The 21661-nt window shown below is 68.0% G+C and carries 18 protein-coding genes and 1 pseudogene; 17 read left to right on the plus strand and 2 right to left on the minus strand.

The genetic code is table 11. The annotated features are described in order from the left end of the window. Nucleotides 1–11: 11 nt before the first annotated feature. Nucleotides 12–1454: a form I ribulose bisphosphate carboxylase large subunit gene (locus APZ21_RS07550; RefSeq protein ID WP_054812506.1), complete on the minus strand. Its 1443-nt coding sequence runs from the start codon at nucleotides 1452–1454 to the stop codon at nucleotides 12–14. Nucleotides 1455–1590: 136 nt separating this feature from the next. Between APZ21_RS07550 and APZ21_RS07555 the strand changes: the two genes are divergently transcribed. Next, nucleotides 1591–2472, plus strand: a complete 882-nt coding sequence (locus APZ21_RS07555) for a LysR family transcriptional regulator (RefSeq protein WP_239476531.1) — start codon at nucleotides 1591–1593, stop codon at nucleotides 2470–2472. A gap of 86 nt (nucleotides 2473–2558) precedes the next feature. On the opposite strand, the gene APZ21_RS07560 is transcribed toward APZ21_RS07555, so the two are convergent. After that, entirely contained in the window at nucleotides 2559–3254 is a 696-nt protein-coding gene (locus tag APZ21_RS07560) for a hypothetical protein (RefSeq protein WP_054812508.1), read from the minus strand. Nucleotides 3255–3708: 454 nt separating this feature from the next. On the opposite strand from APZ21_RS07560, the gene APZ21_RS07565 reads away from it, so the two are divergent. The 16 genes and pseudogenes from APZ21_RS07565 to nuoN all read left to right on the plus strand — a co-directional run bounded on the left by APZ21_RS07565 (nucleotide 3709) and on the right by nuoN (nucleotide 21635). Then, on the plus strand, nucleotides 3709–4731 hold the full coding sequence (locus APZ21_RS07565) for a DUF3349 domain-containing protein (protein ID WP_054812509.1): 1023 nt from the start codon (nucleotides 3709–3711) through the stop codon (nucleotides 4729–4731). A 180-nt stretch (nucleotides 4732–4911) separates the two neighbouring features. Continuing rightward, nucleotides 4912–5361: an Rv3143 family two-component system response regulator gene (locus APZ21_RS07570; RefSeq protein ID WP_082392911.1), complete on the plus strand. Its 450-nt coding sequence runs from the start codon at nucleotides 4912–4914 to the stop codon at nucleotides 5359–5361. Nucleotides 5362–5866: 505 nt separating this feature from the next. Beyond that, nucleotides 5867–6241 carry an NADH-quinone oxidoreductase subunit A gene (locus tag APZ21_RS07575; RefSeq protein ID WP_371852295.1) on the plus strand — a complete coding sequence of 125 codons (375 nt, stop codon included), beginning with the start codon at nucleotides 5867–5869 and terminating at the stop codon, nucleotides 6239–6241. A gap of 50 nt (nucleotides 6242–6291) precedes the next feature. Beyond that, nucleotides 6292–6846 carry a NuoB/complex I 20 kDa subunit family protein gene (locus APZ21_RS07580; RefSeq protein WP_054812512.1) on the plus strand — a complete coding sequence of 185 codons (555 nt, stop codon included), beginning with the start codon at nucleotides 6292–6294 and terminating at the stop codon, nucleotides 6844–6846. Beyond that, nucleotides 6843–7619 carry an NADH-quinone oxidoreductase subunit C gene (locus tag APZ21_RS07585; RefSeq protein WP_174553571.1) on the plus strand — a complete coding sequence of 259 codons (777 nt, stop codon included), beginning with the start codon at nucleotides 6843–6845 and terminating at the stop codon, nucleotides 7617–7619. The genes APZ21_RS07580 and APZ21_RS07585 overlap by 4 nt, the downstream gene beginning before the upstream one ends. Next, entirely contained in the window at nucleotides 7619–8950 is a 1332-nt protein-coding gene (nuoD, locus tag APZ21_RS07590; RefSeq protein ID WP_371852293.1) for an NADH dehydrogenase (quinone) subunit D, read from the plus strand. The genes APZ21_RS07585 and nuoD overlap by 1 nt, the downstream gene beginning before the upstream one ends. Next, a complete protein-coding gene (gene nuoE, locus APZ21_RS07595) occupies nucleotides 8947–9657 on the plus strand; it encodes an NADH-quinone oxidoreductase subunit NuoE (RefSeq protein ID WP_054812513.1) in 711 nt (236 codons plus the stop codon). Before nuoD ends, nuoE begins: the two co-directional genes overlap by 4 nt. Beyond that, nucleotides 9654–10994: an NADH-quinone oxidoreductase subunit NuoF gene (gene nuoF / locus APZ21_RS07600; RefSeq protein WP_054812514.1), complete on the plus strand. Its 1341-nt coding sequence runs from the start codon at nucleotides 9654–9656 to the stop codon at nucleotides 10992–10994. The genes nuoE and nuoF overlap by 4 nt, the downstream gene beginning before the upstream one ends. A gap of 71 nt (nucleotides 10995–11065) precedes the next feature. After that, nucleotides 11066–13489 carry an NADH-quinone oxidoreductase subunit G gene (locus APZ21_RS07605; protein WP_239476541.1) on the plus strand — a complete coding sequence of 808 codons (2424 nt, stop codon included), beginning with the start codon at nucleotides 11066–11068 and terminating at the stop codon, nucleotides 13487–13489. Then, nucleotides 13482–14848, plus strand: a pseudogene (gene nuoH, locus APZ21_RS07610) (NADH-quinone oxidoreductase subunit NuoH). Before APZ21_RS07605 ends, nuoH begins: the two are co-directional and overlap by 8 nt. Then, complete coding sequence (gene nuoI, locus APZ21_RS36275) at nucleotides 14784–15317, plus strand: NADH-quinone oxidoreductase subunit NuoI (RefSeq protein WP_420845271.1); 534 nt, start codon at nucleotides 14784–14786, stop codon at nucleotides 15315–15317. The pseudogene nuoH and the gene nuoI overlap by 65 nt, the downstream one beginning before the upstream one ends. A 26-nt stretch (nucleotides 15318–15343) precedes the next feature. After that, nucleotides 15344–16132, plus strand: a complete 789-nt coding sequence (locus APZ21_RS07615; RefSeq protein ID WP_054812599.1) for an NADH-quinone oxidoreductase subunit J — start codon at nucleotides 15344–15346, stop codon at nucleotides 16130–16132. Beyond that, on the plus strand, nucleotides 16129–16428 hold the full coding sequence (gene nuoK, locus APZ21_RS07620; RefSeq protein WP_036536861.1) for an NADH-quinone oxidoreductase subunit NuoK: 300 nt from the start codon (nucleotides 16129–16131) through the stop codon (nucleotides 16426–16428). Before APZ21_RS07615 ends, nuoK begins: the two co-directional genes overlap by 4 nt. A 61-nt stretch (nucleotides 16429–16489) precedes the next feature. Next, nucleotides 16490–18316, plus strand: a complete 1827-nt coding sequence (gene nuoL / locus APZ21_RS07625) for an NADH-quinone oxidoreductase subunit L (RefSeq protein WP_239476543.1) — start codon at nucleotides 16490–16492, stop codon at nucleotides 18314–18316. Then, the gene (locus APZ21_RS07630; RefSeq protein WP_054812517.1) at nucleotides 18313–19947 is read left to right on the plus strand and encodes an NADH-quinone oxidoreductase subunit M; all 1635 of its coding nucleotides are present in this window, start codon (nucleotides 18313–18315) and stop codon (nucleotides 19945–19947) included. The genes nuoL and APZ21_RS07630 overlap by 4 nt, the downstream gene beginning before the upstream one ends. Nucleotides 19948–20003: 56 nt before the next feature. Further along, nucleotides 20004–21635, plus strand: a complete 1632-nt coding sequence (nuoN, locus tag APZ21_RS07635; protein WP_054812518.1) for an NADH-quinone oxidoreductase subunit NuoN — start codon at nucleotides 20004–20006, stop codon at nucleotides 21633–21635. Nucleotides 21636–21661: the final 26 nt, after the last annotated feature.

Raw genomic sequence — 21661 nt, forward strand, 5'->3', positions numbered from 1 at the left:
GGCGGGTCCTGTCAGCGGGTCGCGGTGGGCACCGCGTCGGGTGCGTCGGTGGAGGTGTAGTCGAAGGTCACATCGCCCCAGGTGGACAGGGCGAGGTCGAGCGGACGGGACAGTGTCGCGGCCTGCCGCAGCACATCCGGCCCCTCCCGCAGCAGATCCCGACCTTCGTTGCGCGCCTTGACCACCGCCTCGAGCGCGACCCGATTCGCCTCGGCCCCCGCCGCTATGCCGAGCGGATGCCCGATGGTGCCGCCGCCGAATTGCAGGATGACGTCGTCGCCGAACAGGTCGAGCAGTTGGTGCATCTGCCCGGCGTGGATACCGCCCGAGGCGACCGGCATGACGCCCGGCAGACTCGCCCAGTCCTGGTCGAAGAAGATGCCGTTGGCCGGATTGACCGGTATGTGGTTCTCGCGCAACGTGTCGTAGAACCCGCGGGTGGTCGCCGGATCGCCCTCGAGCTTGCCGACCACGGTGCCCGCGTGCAGATGGTCGACGCCGATCAGGCGGCACCATTTGGCCAGCACGCGGAAACTCACCCCGTGTGTCTTCTGCCGGGTGAAGGTCGAATGCCCCGCGCGGTGCAGATGCAGCAGGACGCCGTTGCGCCGCGCCCAGTGCGACATGGACTGCATGGCGGTGTAGCCGACGGTGAGGTCCATCATGATCACGACACTGCCGAGTTCTCTGGCGAATTCGGCCCGTTCGTACATGTCCTCCATCGAGGCGGCGGTGACATTGAGGTAGTGCCCCTTGATCTCACCGGTTTCCGCCATCGCCCGGTTCACGCCCTCCATCGCGAACAGATATCGGTCGCGCCAGCGCATGAACGGCTGGGAATTGATGTTCTCGTCGTCCTTGGTGAAATCGAGTCCGCCCCTGCACGCCTCGTAGACCACGCGACCGTAGTTGCGCGCCGACAGACCCAGTTTCGGCTTGATCGTCGCGCCGAGCAGCGGCCTGCCGTACTTGTTGAGGTACTCGCGCTCCATGACCGTGCCGTGCGGCGGGCCTTGGAAGGTCTTCACATATGCCACCGGAATGCGCATATCCTCGAGCCGCAGCGCCAGCAGCGGTTTGAAGCCGAAGACGTTGCCGATGACCGAGGAGGTCAGATTGGTGATCGACCCCTCCTCGAACAGGTCGAGGTCGTAGGCGATGTAGGCGAAGTACTCCCCCGGCCTGCCGGGCACCTCGTCGATCCGATAACACTTGGCCTGATACCGCGAATGCGCCGTGAGCCGGTCGGTCCACACCACCGTCCAAGTGGCGGTGGAGGATTCACCCGCGACCGCCGCGGCGGCCTCGATGGGGTCGACCCCAGGTTGCGGGGTGACCCGGAACACGGCCAGCACGTCGGTGTCGGAGGGGCGATAATCCGGCGCGTAGTAGCCCATCGACGCGTAGGACTGGACACCCGGATCCCACCGGTCGCGTCCGTTCTCTTCGGCCATCGTTCCTCCTGGCGGTAGCCCACCGGGCGCCGTTGTGCGCCTTGGGATTTCCAGGATGACGGGCTCCACCAGCACAAACAATTTGATTGTTCCTGGCGAAGCTCAACCATTTCGTCAAGTTTGTTACCGTCGAGTAATGGGTAACGTGAGCGCCACTCGGATGGAAACGTTCCTGGTCGTCGCCCGCCAGGGCAGCATCCGTCGCGCCGCGACTCGATTGCACGTCACCGAGGCCGCGGTCTCGGCGGCCGTGGCGCATATCGAGCGTCAGCTCGGCGCGAAACTCATCGCCAAGGCGGGTCGCGGGATCACCCTCACCGAAGCGGGGCGCGTCTACGCCGAGTACTGCCGCAGCATCCTCGGGTTGATGCAGGAGGCGCGGGCCGCCGTGCGCCGCGCCGAAACCGGGCGCCTACGCATCGGCGTGGTCGCCACCGCGGGCGAATACGTACTCCTACGGCCGCTGGCCTCGTTCCGGGAGCGGTATCCCGATGTCGAGCTGAGCCTGTCGGTACATCCCCGCGACGCACTGTTCCTCGAATTGCAGCACCACGAAACGGATCTCGTCATCGCCGGGCGTCCTCCGCGCGACGCGGGCCTGGTCACCATGGCGCGGCGACCGAGCCGCCTGGTGGTGGTCGGCGCGCCCGGTCACGGCCGCGATCCGCTGCACAGCACGTGGTTGCTGCGAGGTCGCGGCTCGGGTACCCGTGATGCGACTCTTGATCTGTTGGACCACTTGGACATCACGCCGCCGACCCTCACCCTCGGCTCGCACGGCGCGGTACTCGCCGCCGCCCGCGCCGGACTCGGGATCACCCTCATCCACAGCGACGCCATCGTCGGTGACCTCGACTCCGGGGCCCTGTGCCTACTCGAGGTGGACGGGACGCCGCTCGACCGACCCTGGCATGCCATCACCACCAGGACGCCAACGCCGACGACCCGGCTGTTCCTCACCCACCTGCTCGATGCCGCGGTCGTCGGTGACGACGCTTTCCAGCGTCCGCCGACCTGAACGCGGCCCGGACCGCCGCACACTGTCCGGTGCGGTGCCGTCGGCCGTGGCCGATCGGTATTCGTGGTTCGCCGGCGAATTCGGATTCATCCGAGGAGGTCGTCCCAGCCGCGTTTCAGGAACCGGGTCCGCGGTCCGAACGGATCGTCGGGGTCGGTTCCGTAGCGGACCGCGACCAGCGAGGCACGGTGGTCGAGGGAGTTCTCCATGCGAATACTGCCGGTGTTGTGCTCGTCGGAAATCCAGGAGTTGATCTTGTCGGCGAAATCGAGATAGAGGGCGAAGCGGATCTCGTCGTCGTAGCGCTCGGCCAGGCGGATGCCGCGGGTTCGCCAGGAGTTCGAAGTATCGGCCGGAACCACCGACAGGTAGTAGTCGGCGCCTCTGCGCTGGGTCACCGTGCGCCACGACCAGGTGGCGAGTCCGGTTTGCAGGGGAAAGTACATGTAGCTGTCGGTGTGCGCGGGATCGCCCACGTGCCGGGGCGGGCGGATGCGCCACTGGAGGATGGCGTCCTTGGTGAGGTCGTCGTGCGGACCCGCGTCCCTGTTGTCCCAGAGACCGACGGGGTGGAACCAGCCGCTGCCGCTCGGGTTCCAGTACAGCAGGAATGTCATGTCGTATTCGAGGGGAAGTTTCTCGTTGTCGGGGCCGCGGAAGTAGATCTGAGTGCCCGCGGCGCGGTCGCGGGCCGGGATTCGGACGAGACGGTCGGCGGCGTATTCGTCCACCTGCGCGGGCCGGTCATCGATGGCGATGGCGGTGCGGAGTTGTCGATTCATCGTGATGTCTTTCCGGTCTGGTGGTCGAGGTGGTCGACCGCGGACGGTCGCCGTTGCGATGTGTGTTGCGTTCTCGATCCGGGCCAGAGCTGGCCTAGCAGGCGGTTACGGCACCGTCGACGTCCAGGTGGACCAGGGCGTCCGGGGCTGCTCGCGGATGCGTGCGGGGTTGTCGAACAAAGCCTTGCCGTCGGACAGTGGTCGTGCTGTGACGGGGTTATCAGAGTACGAATCGCGCGATCGACGCAGCGTCATCCGTTCCGGGTGAATCGCGCCCCGATCTGTCGCCGGGTATCCCAATGGCCCCTTCGGCGACCCCCTGGATCCGGCGCGTCATCCGCCGGCGTGTCCCTGGGCTGCGTCGCGCGTGCTTCCGGCATACGCTCTCAGGTATGGCTGAGGTGATCACCTCGCGGCGTGCCGCGGCTGGTCGACCGGGAACCGAGTAGCGCGGATGGCGCTGTCGCGGTTCGTGGCGCGTATCGCCGCCTGGTTGCGCGCCGGCTACCCGGCCGGTGTTCCCGACCAGGATTATCTGCCCTTGCTCGCGGTCCTCGGCCGTCGGCTCACGCCGGCGGAGGTCGAGCAGGTGGTCACCGAACTGGCCGCCCACGGTGTCCTGCCCGCGAATCGGGTCGACGCCGCGGTCGCGATCGCCCACATCACCCACGAGCTGCCCCGTGAAACCGACCTGGCCCGGGTCCGGGAACGTCTGCTCGACGGCGGCATGCCGATCACCGAGTCCTGGCGCGACCTGTCGTGGCAGGACCACGACCGCCCCCGGGAACCGTATTCGCACCCCGATGAACCCGAAGGGCGGCGCGTGCGCCGGTTGCGCGGCCGGTACCGGGACGAGGTCGCGCAACTGGTCGCGATGTTGCACACGATATGTCTGCGCGACCGGGCCGTGATCGCCACCGCCACCCGATCACTGCTGGACACCGACCTCGAGCAGGCCGAACGGGCGATCGATATCGGCCGCGACGTCGAGGCCATGAGCTATGAATGCGAACAGGAAGCCCTGCGACTGCTGGCGCTGCAATTCCCCGTCGCCGCCGAACTCCGCGAGATCGTGACCGCTCTGCGAGTGGTCGCGAACCTGCGTCGCATGGCCGCGCTGGCCGCCCATATCGCCGAGCTCGCCCGCCGCAGGCACCCCGCCGCCGCCGTCCCCGAAGCGGCTCGGCCGCTGATCGAACGCCTCGGCGCCGCCACGGTCGCGATCGCCACCAGCGCCGCCGAGGTGCTGGAGTCCCACGACACCGGCGCCGCCGGCGCCCTCGACGCACAGGACGACACCGTCGACCGCCTCCACGAACAACTCCTCGCCACCATCCTCGCCACCGATCGCGATCAGGACATCGCGATCGCCGTGGACGCCACCCTGCTCGGCCGCTACTACGAACGCTTCGCCGACAACGCCGTGGAGGCCGCCCGGCACACCCTGTCCGCCGGCGACAGCACACCGTCGGCGTGACACTCACTCGCCCACCCAGCCGAGACGATCCCCCGCCGGCTTCGGAAGGATTGGCGGGCTTCGTGTTTCGGAGGCGGCATCGACTTGAGGTTTCGCCACTTGCGCGCCGGTCGACGGTGGACACCGTGACGTCGCCGAGGAGGTCCGGCGCGGCCGACGCGCGAATGGTTCTGCGCCAACATGCCACGGGCCGGCGCATCTCCGACGTACCATCCCACCGTGGCCGAGTCGAATCGTTCCACCGCGCTGCGGGTGCTGGTCTACAGCAATGACGCCGATACCCGGCGTCAGGTGATACTGGCGTTGGGCAAACACCCGCATCCCGAACTACCGGCGCTGGAATACGTCGAAGTCGCCACGGCCCCGGTCGTGATCGAGCACATGGACTCGGGCGGTATCGATCTGGCGATCCTCGACGGCGAGTCGACGCCCGCGGGCGGACTCGGAATCGCCAAGCAGCTCAAGGACGAGATCGCCGAGTGCCCGCCCGTGCTGGTGCTGACCGGTCGTCCCGACGACGCCTGGCTGGCGAACTGGTCGCGCGCCGAGGCCGCGGTGGCCCATCCCATCGATCCGATCCGGCTCACCGCCGCGGTGGTCGATCTTCTGCGCTCCCACATAGCCGCCTGATCAATAGCGATTGCGCATTACCGACGGCTTGGCGTTGCGTCGATCGCGCGCGGCCGACCGATGAGAACTTGTCACGAATGCTCGCGCGGTGCGCATCGGGAGTGTGCCGAGTCGTCGCGAGTCCACCCTCGTTGATAGCCGATCGGTATCTCATATCAGGAATGATCGGAACGGATCGTCCGCCGGGTACGCCCATGTCCGTCACGTGACGACGATGAGCGATTACCCACGTTTCAGTCATGAATCTCAGTCGCGAATTCGATCAAAGACCACCGGTGAAAGAAGTCTCCGGTCACAAGGTCGGCGGTAAGCTGTGCTGTAGCTCACACGAGTGCGAGCCCGGTATGAATTCGCATGCCCGGATTCCGCTGACTCACGCCGCGCGGAGCGAGGCCGAGGGGCGCGTCCGGCCAAGGCGGACAACGGCCTCGAAGTCGCATCAGCCGTCAGCCGCCCCCCGGCGCACGAGGGGTTCGCTCGTAAGGAGGCAAGCGCAGTTGTGAACATGGAGTTCCCCACTCTCGTCCTCGGTGCGATCGCCGCCGCATTCGCCGTGTTCTCGGTGCTCATGGCCTCGCTGATCGGCCCGAAGCGCTTCAACCGCGCCAAGCTCGAGGCATACGAATGCGGTATCGAGCCGACACCGCACGCCGTGGCCGGCGGACCGGGAAACGTTACCGGACAACGTTTTCCGGTGAAGTACTACCTCACCGCGATGCTGTTCATCATCTTCGATATCGAGATCGTGTTCCTCTACCCGTGGGCGGTGCATTTCGATTCGCTCGGTGTGTTCGGTTTCGCGGCGATGGCCCTGTTCATCTTCAACGTCTCGGTGGCCTACGCCTATGAATGGCGCCGGGGCGGTCTCAGCTGGGACTGATATCCGAATCGGTTCCCCGGCCCCACGTTTCGAGAGTGAGAAGTAGACGGATGGGTCTCGAAGAAAAATTGCCCAGTGGCTTCCTGCTGAGCACGGTGGAGGATTTCGCCGGATATCTGCGCAAAGGCTCGCTGTGGCCCGCGACATTCGGTCTCGCCTGCTGCGCCATCGAGATGATGGCCACCGGCGCGGGCCGTTTCGACATCGCGCGCTTCGGCATGGAGGCGTTCCGCGCCTCACCGCGCCAGGCGGATCTGATGATCGTCGCCGGACGGGTCAGCCAGAAGATGGCACCGGTACTGCGCCAGGTCTACGACCAGATGACCGAGCCCAAATGGGTGCTGGCGATGGGCGTGTGCGCCTCCTCGGGCGGCATGTTCAACAACTACGCCATCGTCCAGGGCGTCGACCACGTCGTGCCCGTTGACATCTACCTGCCCGGCTGTCCGCCGCGACCGGAGATGCTGCTCCACGCGATTCTGGCACTGCACGCGAAGATTCAGGAGATGCCGCTCGGCGTCAACCGCGAACAGGCCGTGCGCGCCGCGGAACAGGCCGCCCTCGCCGCGACGCCGACCATCAGGATGGAGGGTCTGCTGCGATGACCTTCGACACCCCCGACAATACCGACACCCGACCCTCGGACTCGGAGATCGACGCCGCGGCGACCGCGGGACCGGAAGGCACGCTGCCGCCCGACCACCCCGGCGAACACGGTGACGAGATCATCGGCGTCCGGCGCGGCATGTTCGGCATCTCCGGCACCGGCGACACCTCCGGCTACGGCAGACTCGTCCGCCCGGTCACCATGCCCGGCGGCGCCCCGGCCCCCTACGGCGGCTACTTCGACGCGATCGCCGAAGCATTGCGCGCGGCACTGACCGCCCAGGCCATCACCCTCGCGCGGGCGATCGAGAAGGTCGTCGTGTTCCGAGGCGAACTCACCCTGCATGTGCGTCGCGAACATCTGGTCGCGGTGGCCCGCGCCCTGCGCGACGATCCGGCGCTGCGCTTCGAACTGTGCCTCGGCGTGAGCGGGGTGCACTATCCCGACGACGCGGGCCGCGAACTGCACGCGGTGTATCCGTTGATGTCCATCACACACAATCGCAGACTGCGCCTCGAGGTCTGCGCGCCCGACGACGATCCGCACATCCCGTCGTTGTATGCCGTGTACCCGACCACCGATTGGCACGAACGCGAGACCTACGACTTCTTCGGCATCCTCTTCGACGGACACCCGTCGCTGACGCGCATCACGATGCCCGACGACTGGCGCGGCCATCCCCAGCGCAAGGACTACCCGCTCGGCGGGATCCCGGTCGAATACAAGGGCGCGCGCATTCCGCCGCCCGACGAGCGGAGGGCGTACAGCTAGTGAACGACATCCACACCAGGCCCGGCGTGCGTGATTCCGGGTCCGAACCCCTTGTGGTCACCGTCGCCGGACAGGACTGGGACCAGGTGAGCGAGGTGCTCGGCGGCGCGGGCGAGGAACGCATCGTCGTCAATATGGGTCCGCAACACCCGTCCACGCACGGCGTGCTGCGGCTCATCCTCGAGATCGAGGGCGAGACCGTGACCGAGGCCCGCTGCGGCATCGGCTACCTGCACACCGGCATCGAGAAGAATCTCGAATTCCGCACCTGGATGCAGGGGGTCACCTTCGTGACCCGCATGGACTACCTCTCGCCGTTCTTCAACGAGACCGCATACTGCCTCGGGGTCGAGAAGCTGCTCGACATCACCGACCGGATTCCGGAGCGCGCCACCGTCATCCGCGTCATGCTCATGGAGCTCAACCGTATCTCCTCGCATCTGGTGGCGCTGGCCACCGGCGGCATGGAGATGGGCGCGCTCACCCCGATGCTGTTCGGATTCCGGGAACGGGAGCTGATTCTCGACGTCTTCGAGACCATCACCGGCCTGCGCATGAACCACGCCTTCGTTCGCCCCGGCGGACTGGCCCAGGACCTGCCCGACGACGGCGTGCCGAAGGTGCGCGAACTGCTCGCGCTCATGCCGAAACGGCTGCGCGACATGGAACATCTGCTCTCCCAGAACCCCATATGGAAGGCGCGCACCCAGGACGTCGGCTATCTGGACCTCACCGGTTGCATGGCGCTCGGCATCACCGGACCGGTGCTGCGCGCCACCGGTCTGCCGCACGACTTGCGCAAGGCGCAGCCGTATTGCGGTTACGAGAGCTACGAATTCGACATTCCCACCACCGAGGGCTGCGACTGCTACGGCCGCTATCTGATCCGAGTGGAGGAGATGAAGGAATCGCTCAAGATCGTCGAGCAATGCCTGGACAAGCTGCGCCCGGGTCCGGTCATGATCGACGACAAGAAGATCGCCTGGCCCGCGGACCTGCGGCTGGGCCCCGACGGCCTGGGCAACTCCCCCGCCCATATCGGCCGCATCATGGGCACTTCGATGGAGGGCCTGATCCACCACTTCAAGCTGGTCACCGAGGGCATCAGGGTGCCCGCGGGACAGGTGTACACGGCGGTGGAGTCTCCGCGCGGCGAGCTCGGCGTCCATATGGTGAGCGACGGCGGCACCCGGCCGTTCCGCGTGCACTATCGCGACCCTTCGTTCACGAATCTGCAAGCGGTGGCGGCGATGTGCGAGGGCGGCATGGTCGCCGACGTCATCGCCTCCGTCGCCAGCATCGACCCGGTGATGGGTGGTGTCGACCGGTGACCGAGATCCTGCTCAAACTCAGCGCGCGGCCCGAACCGTATCCGCCGTTCGTGCGCGCCCGCCTCGAGGCCGATGCCGAGCGGATCATCGCGCGCTACCCGCATCCGCGTTCGGCGCTGCTGCCGCTGCTGCACCTGGTGCAGGCCGAGGAGGGGCACGTCACCGGCACCGGCATCGAATTCTGCGCGGATCTGCTCGAGCTGACCGGCGCGGAGGTGACCGCGGTCGCCACCTTCTACTCCATGTTCCGTCGCACCCCGACCGGCGACTACCACGTCGGGGTCTGCACCAATACCTTGTGCGCGGTCATGGGCGGCGACGCCATTCTGGCCGCGCTCGAGGAACATCTCGGCATCCGGCACGGTGAGACCACGGCCGACGGTTCGATCACCCTCGAACACGTCGAATGCAACGCGGCGTGCGATTTCGCGCCGGTCGTCATGATCAATTGGGAGTTCTTCGACAATCAGACCCCCGAATCCATTCGCGCCGTCGTCGACGCGCTGCGGGCGGGTCAGCGGGTGAGCCCGACGCGCGGCGCGCCGCTGTGCACGTTCAAGGAGACCGCGCGCATCCTCGCCGGGTTCCCGGACGAACGCCCCGGCGCGTTGGACGGGGCCGCCGGTCCGGCGTCATTGGCCGGACTGCACGTCGCGCGCGAACTCGGTATGTCGGCCCCCGACCCGGACGCGGAGGTGACGCGATGACACTCACACCAGTACTCACCGAACACTGGGACGATCCGCAGTCCTGGACGATCGACAGCTATCGCCGCCGCAACGGTTATCTCGCGGTGCGCACCGCGCTGCGCATGGAACCGGACCGGATCATCCAGCTGATCAAGGACGCAGGATTGCGCGGTCGCGGCGGCGCGGGCTTCCCCACCGGCATGAAGTGGGGATTCATTCCGCAGGGTCCGGGACCCGACGGCAGCGTGAAACCGCACTACCTGGTGGTCAACGCCGACGAGTCGGAACCAGGGACCTGCAAGGACATTCCGCTCATGCTGGCCAGCCCGCACACCCTCATCGAGGGCGTGATCATCGCGGCGTACGCCATTCGCGCCGAGACGGCGTTCATCTATCTGCGCGGTGAGGTCGTACCGGTGCTGCGGCGCATGCAGGCCGCGGTCGCCCAAGCCTACGAGGCCGGACTGCTCGGACGCGACATCCTCGGCTACGGATACGACCTCGAACTCATCGTGCACGCGGGCGCGGGCGCCTATATCTGCGGCGAGGAGACCGCGCTGCTCGACTCGCTCGAGGGCAGGCGCGGTCAGCCGCGACTGCGTCCGCCGTTCCCGGCCGTCGCCGGACTCTACGCGTGCCCGACGGTGGTGAACAATGTCGAATCCATCGCCAGCGTCGGGCCGATCATCCGCAACGGCACGGATTGGTTCCGCGGCATGGGCAGTGAGAAGTCGCCGGGCTTCACACTGTATTCGCTGTCCGGGCACGTGACCCGACCTGGCCAGTACGAGGCGCCGCTCGGGGTCACCCTGCGCGAACTGCTCGGTTACGCGGGAGGCGTGCGCGCGGGTCACCGGGTGAAGTTCTGGACCCCGGGCGGATCGTCCACACCACTGTTCACCGAGGAACACCTCGATGTCCCACTCGACTACGAGGGCGTCGCCGCCGCGGGTTCCATGTTGGGCACCAAGGCTTTGCAGATCTTCGACGAGACCACCTGCGTCGTGCGCGCGGTCCTGCGCTGGACCGAGTTCTACGCCCACGAATCCTGCGGCAAATGCACGCCGTGTCGCGAAGGCACCTACTGGCTCGTCCAGCTGCTGAAGCGGATCGAGGCCGGGCGCGGCACCGAATCGGATACGGACAAACTGCTCGACATCAGCGACAGCATCAACGGCAAGTCGTTCTGCGCGCTCGGCGACGGCGCGGCCAGCCCGATCCTGTCCTCACTGAAGTACTTCCGCGAGGAGTACCTCGATCATCTGCGGTTGGGGGGCTGTCCCTTCGATCCCGCGAAGTCGACCGCGTGGGCCGAACCGCGGCAACCGGCGCAGACAGTAGGAGGCGCACGATGAATCCCGTACCGCGCAGCGACTCCCGACCGGCGTCGGACGAACCCGCGGCGCGCACGGCCGTCCCGTCCGACATGGTGACGCTCACCATCGACGGCGCCGAGGTGAGCGTGCCCCCGGGCACCCTCGTCATCCGCGCCGCCGAACTCGTCGGTATCCAGATCCCGCGCTTCTGCGACCATCCACTGCTCGATCCGGTCGGCGCCTGCCGCCAGTGTCTGGTCGATATCGAGGGTCAGCGCAAACCGGTCGCCTCCTGCACCCAGACCGTCGCCGAGGGCATGGTGGTGCGGACCCAGCTGACCTCCGCGGTCGCCGAACGCGCACAGGAGGGGGTGATGGAGTTGCTACTCATCAACCACCCACTGGACTGCCCGGTCTGCGACAAGGGCGGCGAATGTCCGCTCCAGAACCAGGCCATGTCCTCCGGCCGCCCGGAGACCCGCTTCGAGGGCGTGAAACGCACTTATCCGAAACCGATTCCGCTGTCAACGGCCGTGCTGCTGGACCGGGAACGGTGTGTGCTGTGCGCGCGGTGCACCCGGTTCTCCCAGCAGGTCGCCGGTGACCCGTTCATCGAATTGATGGACCGCGGCGCCCTGGAACAGGTCGGCACCGCACAGGCCGAACCCTTCGACTCCTACTTCTCCGGCAATGCCGTGCAGATCTGCCCGGTGGGCGCGCTCACCAGCACCAGCTACCGGTTCCGCGCCCGCCCGTTCGACCTGGTCTCGAGTCCCGGCGTCTGCGAGCACTGCGCATCGGGCTGCGCCCAGCGCACCGACCACCGCCGCGGAAAGGTGTTGCGGCGCTTGGCAGGCGACGATCCGCAGGTCAACGAGGAATGGAACTGTGACAAGGGGCGCTTGGCCTTCGCCTACGCCACCGAACCCGACCGCATCACCACCCCGCTGGTGCGCGGCTGGGACGGCACACTGCATCCGGCCTCGTGGTCGGAGGCGCTGGCCGCCGCCGCCGAGGGACTGGCCGCGGCCTTCGGTAACGCGGGCGTACTGGTCGGCGGACGGGTCACCGAGGAGGACGCCTACGCCTACGCCAAGTTCGCGCGAGTCGCGCTCGGCACCAACGACGTCGACTTCCGCGCCCGTATCCACTCCGCCGAGGAGGCCGAATTCCTGGCCGCGCGGGTGGCGGGCCGCGGCGTCACCGTCGACTACGACGCGCTCGACCACTCCCCGATCGTGCTGCTCGCCGGATTCGAACCGGAGGAGGAGTCGCCGATCGTCTACCTGCGGTTGCGCAAGGCCGCCCGCAAACACCGTGTGCCGGTCTACTCCATCGCGCCCTTCGCCACCCGCGGCCTGGAACGAATGTCGGGTCACCTGCTGACCGCGGTGCCGGGCGCCGAACCCTATGTCCTCGAGGCGCTCAACACCGACGTGCCGCCGGACACCGGCGGCGCCGCCACCGCCGCCCGGCTGCTGCGGCGGCCGGGCGCGGTGATCATGGTCGGCGAACGACTCGCGGGCATCCCGGGCGCACTGGCCGCGGCCGCCCGGCTGGCCGACGCCACCGGCGCGGAACTGGTGTGGGTGCCGCGCCGGGCCGGTGAGCGCGGGGCGATCGAGGCGGGCGCGCTGCCCGGACTGTTGCCGGGCGGACGTCCCATCGATGACGCCTCGGCCCGCCATGAGGTCCGCACCCTGTGGAACGTGCCCGAACTGCCCGGCACGGCGGGCCGCGACACCGGTGCCATCCTCGACGCCGCACCCGGGCTCGGGGCCCTGGTCATCGGCGGCGTCGACCTCGCCGACCTGCCCGACCCCGGCGCCGCGCTGTCGGCCATCGACGCCGCCCGCTTCGTCGTCGGACTCGAACTGCGCCGCAGTCCGGTCACCGAACGCGCCGATGTCGTGTTTCCGGTCGCCTCGGCCATGGAGAAGGAAGGCACCTTCCGCACCTGGGAGGGCAGACCGCGACGCTTCGCCGCCGCACTCGGTGCGTCCACGGTTCGCCGCGAAGCCGCCAAACTCTCCGATCACCGTGTCCTGCACGCCATCTCGGAGGAGATGGACATCCGTCTCGGCCTGCCCGACGCCGCCGCCGCGCGCGCGGAACTCGCCGAACTCGGCATCTGGAAGGGACGACGCGCCGAAACCCCCGACCACCGCGCCCATCCCGTGCCCCGACCCGAACAGGGCACCGCGCTGCTGGCATCGTGGCGGATGCTGCTCGACCGCGGGCGCATGCAGGACGGGGAACCCAACCTCGCGGGAGTGGCGCGCCCGCCGGTGGTGCGCCTTTCGGTGCACACCGCCGCCGAGATCGGGGCCGACGACAACGACGCCATCACCGTCGCCACCCGGCGCGGTTCGATCACATTGCCGCTCATGATCACCGATATGCCCGATCGGGTCGTGTGGCTGCCGCTGAACTCCCCCGACTGCGCCGTCCTCGAACAACTCGCCGTCCAGCCCGGCGGCGTCGTCCGTATCCGGCGCGCCGACGAGAGGATGAAGGAGCATCGCCATGAATGAGCTCGCCGTGACCCTGGCGCAGACGAATTCCGGCGCCGACCCGCTGGCCCTGTTCGGACACGATCCGCTGTGGCTCGTCGTCGTCAAAGCCCTGGCGATCTTCGTATTCCTGCTGATCACCCCGATGGTAGCGGTGGTGGCGGAACGAAAGATCGTGGCGCGCATGCAGATGCGCATCGGCCCCAACCGGGTCGGGCCGCGCGGGTCGCTGCAGGCGGTCGCCGACGGTGTGAAGATGGCGCTCAAGGAGGACATCGTCCCCGCGATCGTCGACAAGCCGATCTACATCATGGCCCCGGTCATCGCGGTCATCCCGGCCTATATGGCCTTCGCGGTCATCCCGTTCGGCGGTGCGGTCTCCATCGCCGGGCACACCACCGCGCTCCAACTCACCGATCTGCCGGTCGCGGTGCTCTACATCCTCGCCATCACCTCCATCGGCGTCTACGGCATCGTGCTGGCGGGCTGGGCCTCCGGATCCACCTATCCGCTGCTGGGCGGCCTGCGCTCGACCGCGCAGGTCATCTCCTACGAGATCGCCATGGCCCTGTGCTTCGCCGCGGTCTTCCTGCACGCGGGCACCATGGCGACCTCTGGCATCGTCTCGGCCCAGTACGGCACCTGGTTCGTCTTCCTGCTGCTGCCCTCGTTCCTCATCTACTGCGTGTCCATGGTCGGCGAGACCAACCGCGCCCCGTTCGACCTGCCCGAGGCCGAAGGCGAACTCGTCGGCGGCTTCCACACCGAGTACTCCTCGCTGAAGTTCGCCATGTTCATGCTCGCCGAATACATCAACATGGCAACGGTTTCCGCGCTCGCCACCACCCTGTTCCTCGGCGGCTGGCACGCGCCGTGGCCGATCAACATGTGGTCGGGCGCCAATACCGGCTGGTGGGGCCTGCTGTGGTTCATCGCCAAGGTGTGGATGTTCCTGTTCGTGTTCATCTGGCTGCGCGGCACCCTGCCCCGCCTGCGCTACGACCAGTTCATGGCGCTGGGCTGGAAGGTGCTGATCCCGGTATCGCTGCTGTGGGTGATGCTGGTCGCGGGCGCCCGCGTGCTCGACGCCGAGGGTGTGCGCATCGAGACCCCCGCGCTGGTCGTCGGCGGTCTGCTGCTGTCCGGGCTGCTGCTGTGGCGGTTCCTGCGCGCGGGACGCGCCACCGGCGCGCCACCGCCGGTCGAGGAGACCGCGGCGGCGCCCTCGTCCTCGCCGGTCTTCCTCGGATTCCCGACCCCGCCGCTGCCCGAACACCGCCCCGACCGCGCCGCGCGGTCCGGGCTGCTGGAACCGCTGTCCGGTTTCGCGGTCACCGCGCTGACCATGTTCAAGAAGCCCAACACCGAGTCCTATCCTGAACAGAAGGTGCCGACGGCCGCCCGCTACCACGGCCGTCATCAGCTCAACCGCTACCCGGACGGCCTCGAGAAGTGCATCGGCTGCGAACTGTGCGCGTGGGCCTGTCCCGCCGACGCCATCTTCGTCGAAGGCGCGGACAACACCGAGGAGGAGCGCTTCTCCCCCGGTGAACGCTACGGCCGGGTCTACCAGATCAACTACCTGCGCTGCATCGGCTGCGGCCTGTGCATCGAGGCGTGCCCCACCAGGGCGCTGACCATGACCAACGACTACGAACTCACCGACGACAACCGCGCCGACCTCATCTACGAGAAGGACCGCCTGCTCGCCCCGCTGGAATCCGGTATGACACCACCGCCGCACGCCATGATCCCCGGCACCAGCGAAGGCGACTACTACCGCGGCACGATCACCGCGGACACCGGCAGACAGCCTGCGACCGCGGGCTCCGAAGGAGGTGCCCGGTGACCGCACTCCTCGCCGCCGAGCCGCTGATGTCGACCTCCACCGCCGAGGCCGTGCAGTTCTGGATACTCGCCCCGGTCGCCGTGCTCGGCGCGCTCGGTATGGTCTTCGCCCCCAAGGCCGTGCATTCGGCGCTGTGCCTGGCCGCCACCATGATCACCCTCGCCGCGTTCTACATCGCCCAGGACGCGCTGTTCCTCGGCGTCGTACAGATCGTCGTCTACACCGGCGCGGTCATGATGTTGTTCCTGTTCGTCCTCATGCTCGTCGGCGTCGACTCCGCCGAGTCGCTGAAGGAGACTCTGCGCGGCCAGCGGTCTGCCGCGTGCGCCATCGGCGTCGGGTTCGGACTGCTGCTCATGACCGGAATCGCCAACGGCGTGCGCGACTCCGCGATCACCTTCCCCGCCACCGGATTCCCCGGCCGCGACGTCATAGGCGAGCTGGCCGAGCTGATCTTCGTCCGCTACGTGTGGGCCTTCGAACTCACCGGCGCGCTGCTCATCACCGCCACCATCGGCGCGATGGTGCTCGCGCACCGCGAACGGTTCGGGTCACGGGTGGATCAGCGGGAGATGTCGCGGCGCCGATTCCGCGAAGGCGGCGGCCGCGCCACCCCGCTGCCCACCCCCGGCGTCTACGCGCGCCACAACGCGGTCGACATCCCGGCGCGCCTGCCCGACGGATCGTTCGAGGAGCTGTCGGTGAGCACCATCCTGCGCCACCGCCGCAACCGGGCGCTGACCGAGGCGGCCGTCATCTCGGTCCGTTCCGCGACCGAGGCCCCCGAATCCACCGACGAGGAAGGCAACCGGTGAATCCCGAGAACTACCTGTTCCTGTCCGCCCTGCTCTTCACCATCGGGGCGGCGGGAGTGCTGTTGCGCCGCAACGCCATCGTGGTGTTCATGTGCATCGAGTTGATGCTCAACGCGGTGAACCTCGCCTTCGTCACCTTCGCCAGGATGCACGCGAATCTGGACGGTCAGGTCTTCGCCTTCTTCACCATGGTGGTCGCCGCGGCCGAGGTCGTGGTCGGTCTGGCCATCATCATGACCATCTTCCGTGCCCGCCGCTCGACCTCGGTCGACGACGCCAACCTGCTGAAGTTCTGACGTGGATACCGCAACGCTGTGGCTGCTGCCCGCCCTTCCGCTCGCGGGCGCGGTCGTGCTGATGTTGGTCGGGCGCGTCGGAGACCGCTGGGGTCACTGGCTGGGCTGCCTGATGGCGCTGGCCTCCTTCGGGGTCGCGGTGTGGGCGTTCGCCGCCATGCTCGCGCGCGCCGAGGACCGACGCGCGGTGCACCTGGACATGTTCGGCTGGGTGCCGGTCGCGGGCCTGCGGGTGGACTTCGGCCTCCAACTCGACCAGCTGTCCGTCTGTTTCGCGCTGCTGATCACCGGCGTCGGCACGCTCATCCATATCTATTCGGTCGGCTACATGGCCGACGACCCGGCCCGGCGGCGCTTCTTCGCCTACCTCAACCTGTTCCTCGCCGCCATGCTGCTGCTGGTCCTGGCCAACAACTACCTGGTGCTGTATCTGGGCTGGGAGGGCGTGGGTCTCGCCTCCTACCTGCTCATCGGCTTCTGGTACCACAAGCCGTCGGCGGCCACGGCGGCGAAGAAGGCGTTCGTCGTCAACCGCGTAGGCGATATGGGTCTGGCGCTGGCCATGATGGTCATGTTCGCCACCTTCGGTTCCGTCGGCTTCGGTCCGGTCTTCGACGCCGCGCCGCGCGCGGGCGAGGGCACGCTCACCGCGATCGGACTGCTGCTGCTGTTGGCCGCGTGCGGCAAATCCGCCCAGGTGCCGCTGCAATCCTGGCTCGGGGACGCGATGGAGGGCCCGACACCGGTGTCGGCCCTCATCCACGCGGCCACCATGGTCACCGCGGGCGTCTACCTCATCGCCCGCTCGAATCCGATCTTCGACCTCGCGCCCGACGCCCGTTTCGCGGTGGTGCTGGTCGGCGCGGTGACACTGCTGTTCGGCGCGATCATCGGCTGCGCCAAGGACGACATCAAGAAGGCGCTAGCCGCCTCCACCATGAGCCAGATCGGCTACATGGTGCTCGCCGCTGGACTCGGCCCGGCCGGCTACGCCTTCGCGATCATGCACCTGCTCACGCACGGTTTCTTCAAGGCCGGGCTGTTCCTCGGCGCGGGCTCGGTCATGCACGCCATGGACGAGGAGACCGATATGCGCCGCTACGGCGGACTGCGCACGGTACTGCCCCTGACCTACATCACCTTCGGTCTGGGGTATCTCGCCATCATCGGCGTCCCGCCGTTCGCCGGATTCTTCTCCAAGGACAAGATCATCGAGACGGCCTTCGACCAGGGCGGCGGCGCCGGTGTCGCACTCGGCGCGGTGACCCTGTTCGGCGCGGGTCTCACCGCCTTCTACATGACACGGGTCATGCTGATGACCTTCTTCGGCCGTCGCCGCTGGAAGGACGACGCCCACCCGCACGAGGCGCCCGCGATCATGACGGGCCCGATGATCCTGCTCGCCATCGGGTCGGTCGCCTCCGGGCTGCTGTTCGTACTCGGCTCCTCGCTGGTGAACTGGCTGGCGCCGGTCGTCGGCGAGCACCACGCCGAGGAGGTGCTGCCCGCGGGCGTGGTCACCGCACTCGCGTTGCTCGTGGTCGCGGTCGGCGTCGCGGTCGCCTACTACCAGTACGCGCAGCGCGACATACCGGAGACCGCACCACAATCGGTGCGTCCGCTGACCGCGGCGGCCCGGCGCGACCTCTACGGCGACGCGGTCAACGAGGGCGTGTTCATGCGACCCGGGCAGCACCTGACCCGTTCGCTGGTATTCCTGGACAACCGCGGTATCGACGGCGTCGTCAACGGCACCGCGGCACTGATCGGCGGGCTATCGGCCCGCATCCGCCGGGTTCAGACCGGATTCGTGCGGTCCTACGCCCTGTCCATGTTGACCGGCGCGGCCCTGGTGGTCGCCGCCCTGCTGGCAGTGAGGCTCTGGTGAGTGACTTTCCCTGGTTGACGATGCTGTGGGCGCTGCCGGTGGCGGGCGCGGTGGCCGTCATGCTGGTGCCGGCCAGGCAGCGCACAGTGGCGCGGGCGGTGGCCCTCGGCTTCGCGGCGGCGGTGCTGGTGGTCGGCATCGTCATCGCGGTGCGCTTCCAGCCCGGCGGCGACCAGTTCCAATTCATCGAATCCCGTTCGTGGATACCGGCTTTCGGTGCCGGCTACACCCTCGGCGTCGACGGCATCGCGCTGGTCCTTGTGCTGCTCACCGCGGCGCTGACGCCGCTGCTCATCCTGGCGGGCTGGCACGACGAACGGCCGACCTTCACCGTCCCCGGTGCGCGCCCCACCCGGCACGCCCACGTCTACGTCGCGCTGATCCTGCTGGTAGAGGCGATGGTGCTGATCTCGTTCGTCTCACTCGACATCCTGCTGTTCTACGTGTTCTTCGAGGCGATGCTGATCCCGATGTACTTCCTCATCGGCGGATTCGGCCCCCGCGTCGGCGACGCGGCACTGCGCAGGCAACGCTCACGCGCCGCGGTGAAATTCCTGCTGTACAACCTGTTCGGCGGTCTCATCATGTTGGCGGCGGTCATCGGCCTGTACGTGCTCACCGCGCGCGAGGAACTCGGCGCGCACGGCAGCGGCACATTCGACCTGCGCACGGTCATGGTCGCGGCCAACTCCGGTCAACTCGGCGCGGCCCCGGCGGTACTCAACGCCCTGTTCCTCGGGTTCATGTTCGCCTTCGCGGTGAAAGCGCCGCTGTGGCCGCTGCACACCTGGCTGCCCGATGCCGCCGTCGCCGCGACCCCGGCGAGTGCGGTGCTGATGATGGCGGTGGTCGACAAGGTCGGCACCTTCGGCATGCTGCGCTACTGTCTGCTGCTGTTCCCGGACGCGTCGAGCACCTACGCGCCCCTGGTCGTGACGCTCGCGGTCATCGGCATCGTCTACGGCGCGCTGCTGGCGATCGGCCAGACCGACGTCATGCGGCTCATCGCCTACACCTCGATCTCGCACTTCGGATTCATCATCCTCGGCATCTTCGCGATGACCAGTCAGGGCCAGACCGGCGCGACCCTCTACATGGTCAACCACGGCATCTCCACCGCCGCGCTGTTCCTGGTCGCCGGATTCCTGGTCTCGCGCCGCGGCACGCGGATGATCGCCGAATACGGCGGGGTGCAGAAGGTCGCGCCGGTGCTGGCGGGCACCTTCCTCATCGCGGGCCTGGCCACGCTGTCACTGCCCGGACTCGCGCCCTTCGTCAGCGAATTCCTCGTTCTGATCGGCACATTCACCCGCTACCGGTGGGCCGCGGCCATCGCCGTGGTCGCCTTGGTCCTCGCGGCGCTGTATGTGCTGTGGCTGTACCAGCGGATGATGACCGGACCCGTGCGCGAGGGCAACGACCGCCTCTACGATCTGGTGCCGCGCGAGTTGGCGGTGGTCGTCCCGCTCATCGGCGCGCTGATCTTCCTCGGCGTCTATCCGAAACCCGTGCTTGACCTCATCGATCCGGCCGTTGGCCAGACCCTCACCACCATCGGAAAACACGATCCCGAACCGTCGGTGCCGACCCTGCCCGAGGCGGGCGCGGCCGAAAGGCAGGGAAACCGATGATTCGCCACCCGCTGCCGGGCGACACGACCCGGGTCACTCCGACAAGGACGGCATAAGTGAATTCCCTTCTCTCCGAACACGGGACCGTACTCGCCGCCGCCGTACCCGCGCCGAGTATCGAATACGGCATCCTCTCCCCCCTGCTCATCGTCTTCGGCGTGGCCGTGGCCGGTGTGCTGGTCGAGGCGTTCGTGCCGAAGGGACCGCGTTACGGCGTGCAGGTGCTGCTTGCGCTGCTCGGCTCGGCAGCGGCGCTGGTGGCGGTCATCTCGTTGGCGGGCACGTCGGCGAGCGCGGTCTCCGGTGCCGTGGCCGTGGACGGTGTGACGCTGTTCCTCCAGGGCGCCATCCTGGTCGTCACTATTCTGGCCCTGCTGTTCATGGCCGAACGCGGTGTGGAGCCTCGCCCGCAGGCGCGGTCCGGGCCCGGCACGTGGAGTCTGGCCGCCGCGACCGTCGGACGCGGTGTGGACGCGTTCACCCCGCAGGCCGCGGCCGTGCCCGGCAGCGCCGACGAAGCCGCCGCGGTGCGCGCCGGCGTCGCCACCACCGAGGTCTTCCCGCTGACCATGCTCGCGGTCGGCGGACTGCTGCTGTTCCCGGCCTCCAACGATCTGCTGACGATGTTCGTCGCGCTCGAGGTGCTGTCGCTGCCGCTGTACCTGCTGTGCGGACTCGCGCGCCGCAAGCGGCTGCTGTCCCAGGAGGCGGCGCTGAAATACTTCCTGCTCGGCGCGTTCTCCTCGGCGTTCTTCCTCTACGGCGTCGCCCTGCTCTACGGTCAGGCGGGCACCGTGGCGCTCGGCGGAATCGGCGCCGCTATCACCGACCGGCCCACCGATTCCACCCTCGGACTGCTCGGGGTCGCCATGCTCGCGGTCGGTCTGCTGTTCAAGATCGGAGCGGTGCCGTTCCAATCCTGGGTGCCGGACGTCTACCAGGGCGCGCCGACATCGGTGACCGCGTTCATGGCCGCGGCCACCAAGATAGCGGCGGTCGGCGCACTGTTGCGCGTGCTGCACGTCGCCGTCCCCGGATTGCGCGACGACTGGCGGCCCGTCCTCGCCGCCATCGCCATCGCCACCATGGTGGCAGGCGCGGTCATGGCGGTCACCCAGACCGACGTGAAACGCATGCTCGCGTATTCCTCGGTGGCCCACGCGGGCTTCCTGCTCACCGGCTTGACCGCGGCCGACGATTCGAGCGTGGGCGCGGTCCTGTTCTACCTCGTCATCTACGGCCTCGGCACCGTCGGCGCCTTCGCCGCGGTGTCACTTGTCCGCTCCGCCGACGGCGGCGAAGCCACCGGCCTCGCCGACTTGGCCGGCCTCGGCCGCACCAACCCCCTGCTCGCGACCTTGTTCGCCCTCTTCCTGCTCTCCTTCGCCGGAATACCGCTCACAGGCGGCTTCGTCGCCAAATTCGCCGTATTCGAGGCCGCGGCGCATGCCGGCGTCGCCTACCTGGTGATCGTCGGTGTGATCTGTAGTGCCATCGCCGCGTTCTTCTACATCCGCGTGATAGTCCTGATGTTCTTCACCGATCCCCCGGCCGACGCTCCCACCGTCCGCACCCCCATCCTCACCTCGATGGTCGTCGCGGGCACCGCCGCCGCCACCGTAGTCCTCGGCATCCTCCCCCAACCCCTGCTCGACCTCGCCGACCACTCCTCCACCTTCGTGCGCTGAACAGTCCGAGCCGAACGAGCTTGGCA

This window comes from Nocardia arizonensis, assembly GCF_001310275.1.
GTDB lineage: Bacteria > Actinomycetota > Actinomycetes > Mycobacteriales > Mycobacteriaceae > Nocardia > Nocardia arizonensis.

Bases quoted from the DNA above. Each gene is read 5' to 3' on its own strand.
- APZ21_RS07550 (WP_054812506.1), bottom strand. From the start codon at position 1,454: ATGGCCGAAGAGAACGGACGCGACCGGTGGGATCCGGGTGTCCAGTCC.
- APZ21_RS07555 (WP_239476531.1), top strand. From the start codon at position 1,591: ATGGGTAACGTGAGCGCCACTCGGATGGAAACGTTCCTGGTCGTCGCC.
- APZ21_RS07560 (WP_054812508.1), bottom strand. From the start codon at position 3,254: ATGAATCGACAACTCCGCACCGCCATCGCCATCGATGACCGGCCCGCG.
- APZ21_RS07565 (WP_054812509.1), top strand. From the start codon at position 3,709: ATGGCGCTGTCGCGGTTCGTGGCGCGTATCGCCGCCTGGTTGCGCGCC.
- APZ21_RS07570 (WP_082392911.1), top strand. From the start codon at position 4,912: ATGCCACGGGCCGGCGCATCTCCGACGTACCATCCCACCGTGGCCGAG.
- APZ21_RS07575 (WP_371852295.1), top strand. From the start codon at position 5,867: ATGGAGTTCCCCACTCTCGTCCTCGGTGCGATCGCCGCCGCATTCGCC.
- APZ21_RS07580 (WP_054812512.1), top strand. From the start codon at position 6,292: ATGGGTCTCGAAGAAAAATTGCCCAGTGGCTTCCTGCTGAGCACGGTG.
- APZ21_RS07585 (WP_174553571.1), top strand. From the start codon at position 6,843: ATGACCTTCGACACCCCCGACAATACCGACACCCGACCCTCGGACTCG.
- nuoF (WP_054812514.1), top strand. From the start codon at position 9,654: ATGACACTCACACCAGTACTCACCGAACACTGGGACGATCCGCAGTCC.
- APZ21_RS07605 (WP_239476541.1), top strand. From the start codon at position 11,066: ATGGTGACGCTCACCATCGACGGCGCCGAGGTGAGCGTGCCCCCGGGC.
- APZ21_RS07615 (WP_054812599.1), top strand. From the start codon at position 15,344: ATGTCGACCTCCACCGCCGAGGCCGTGCAGTTCTGGATACTCGCCCCG.
- nuoL (WP_239476543.1), top strand. From the start codon at position 16,490: ATGTTGGTCGGGCGCGTCGGAGACCGCTGGGGTCACTGGCTGGGCTGC.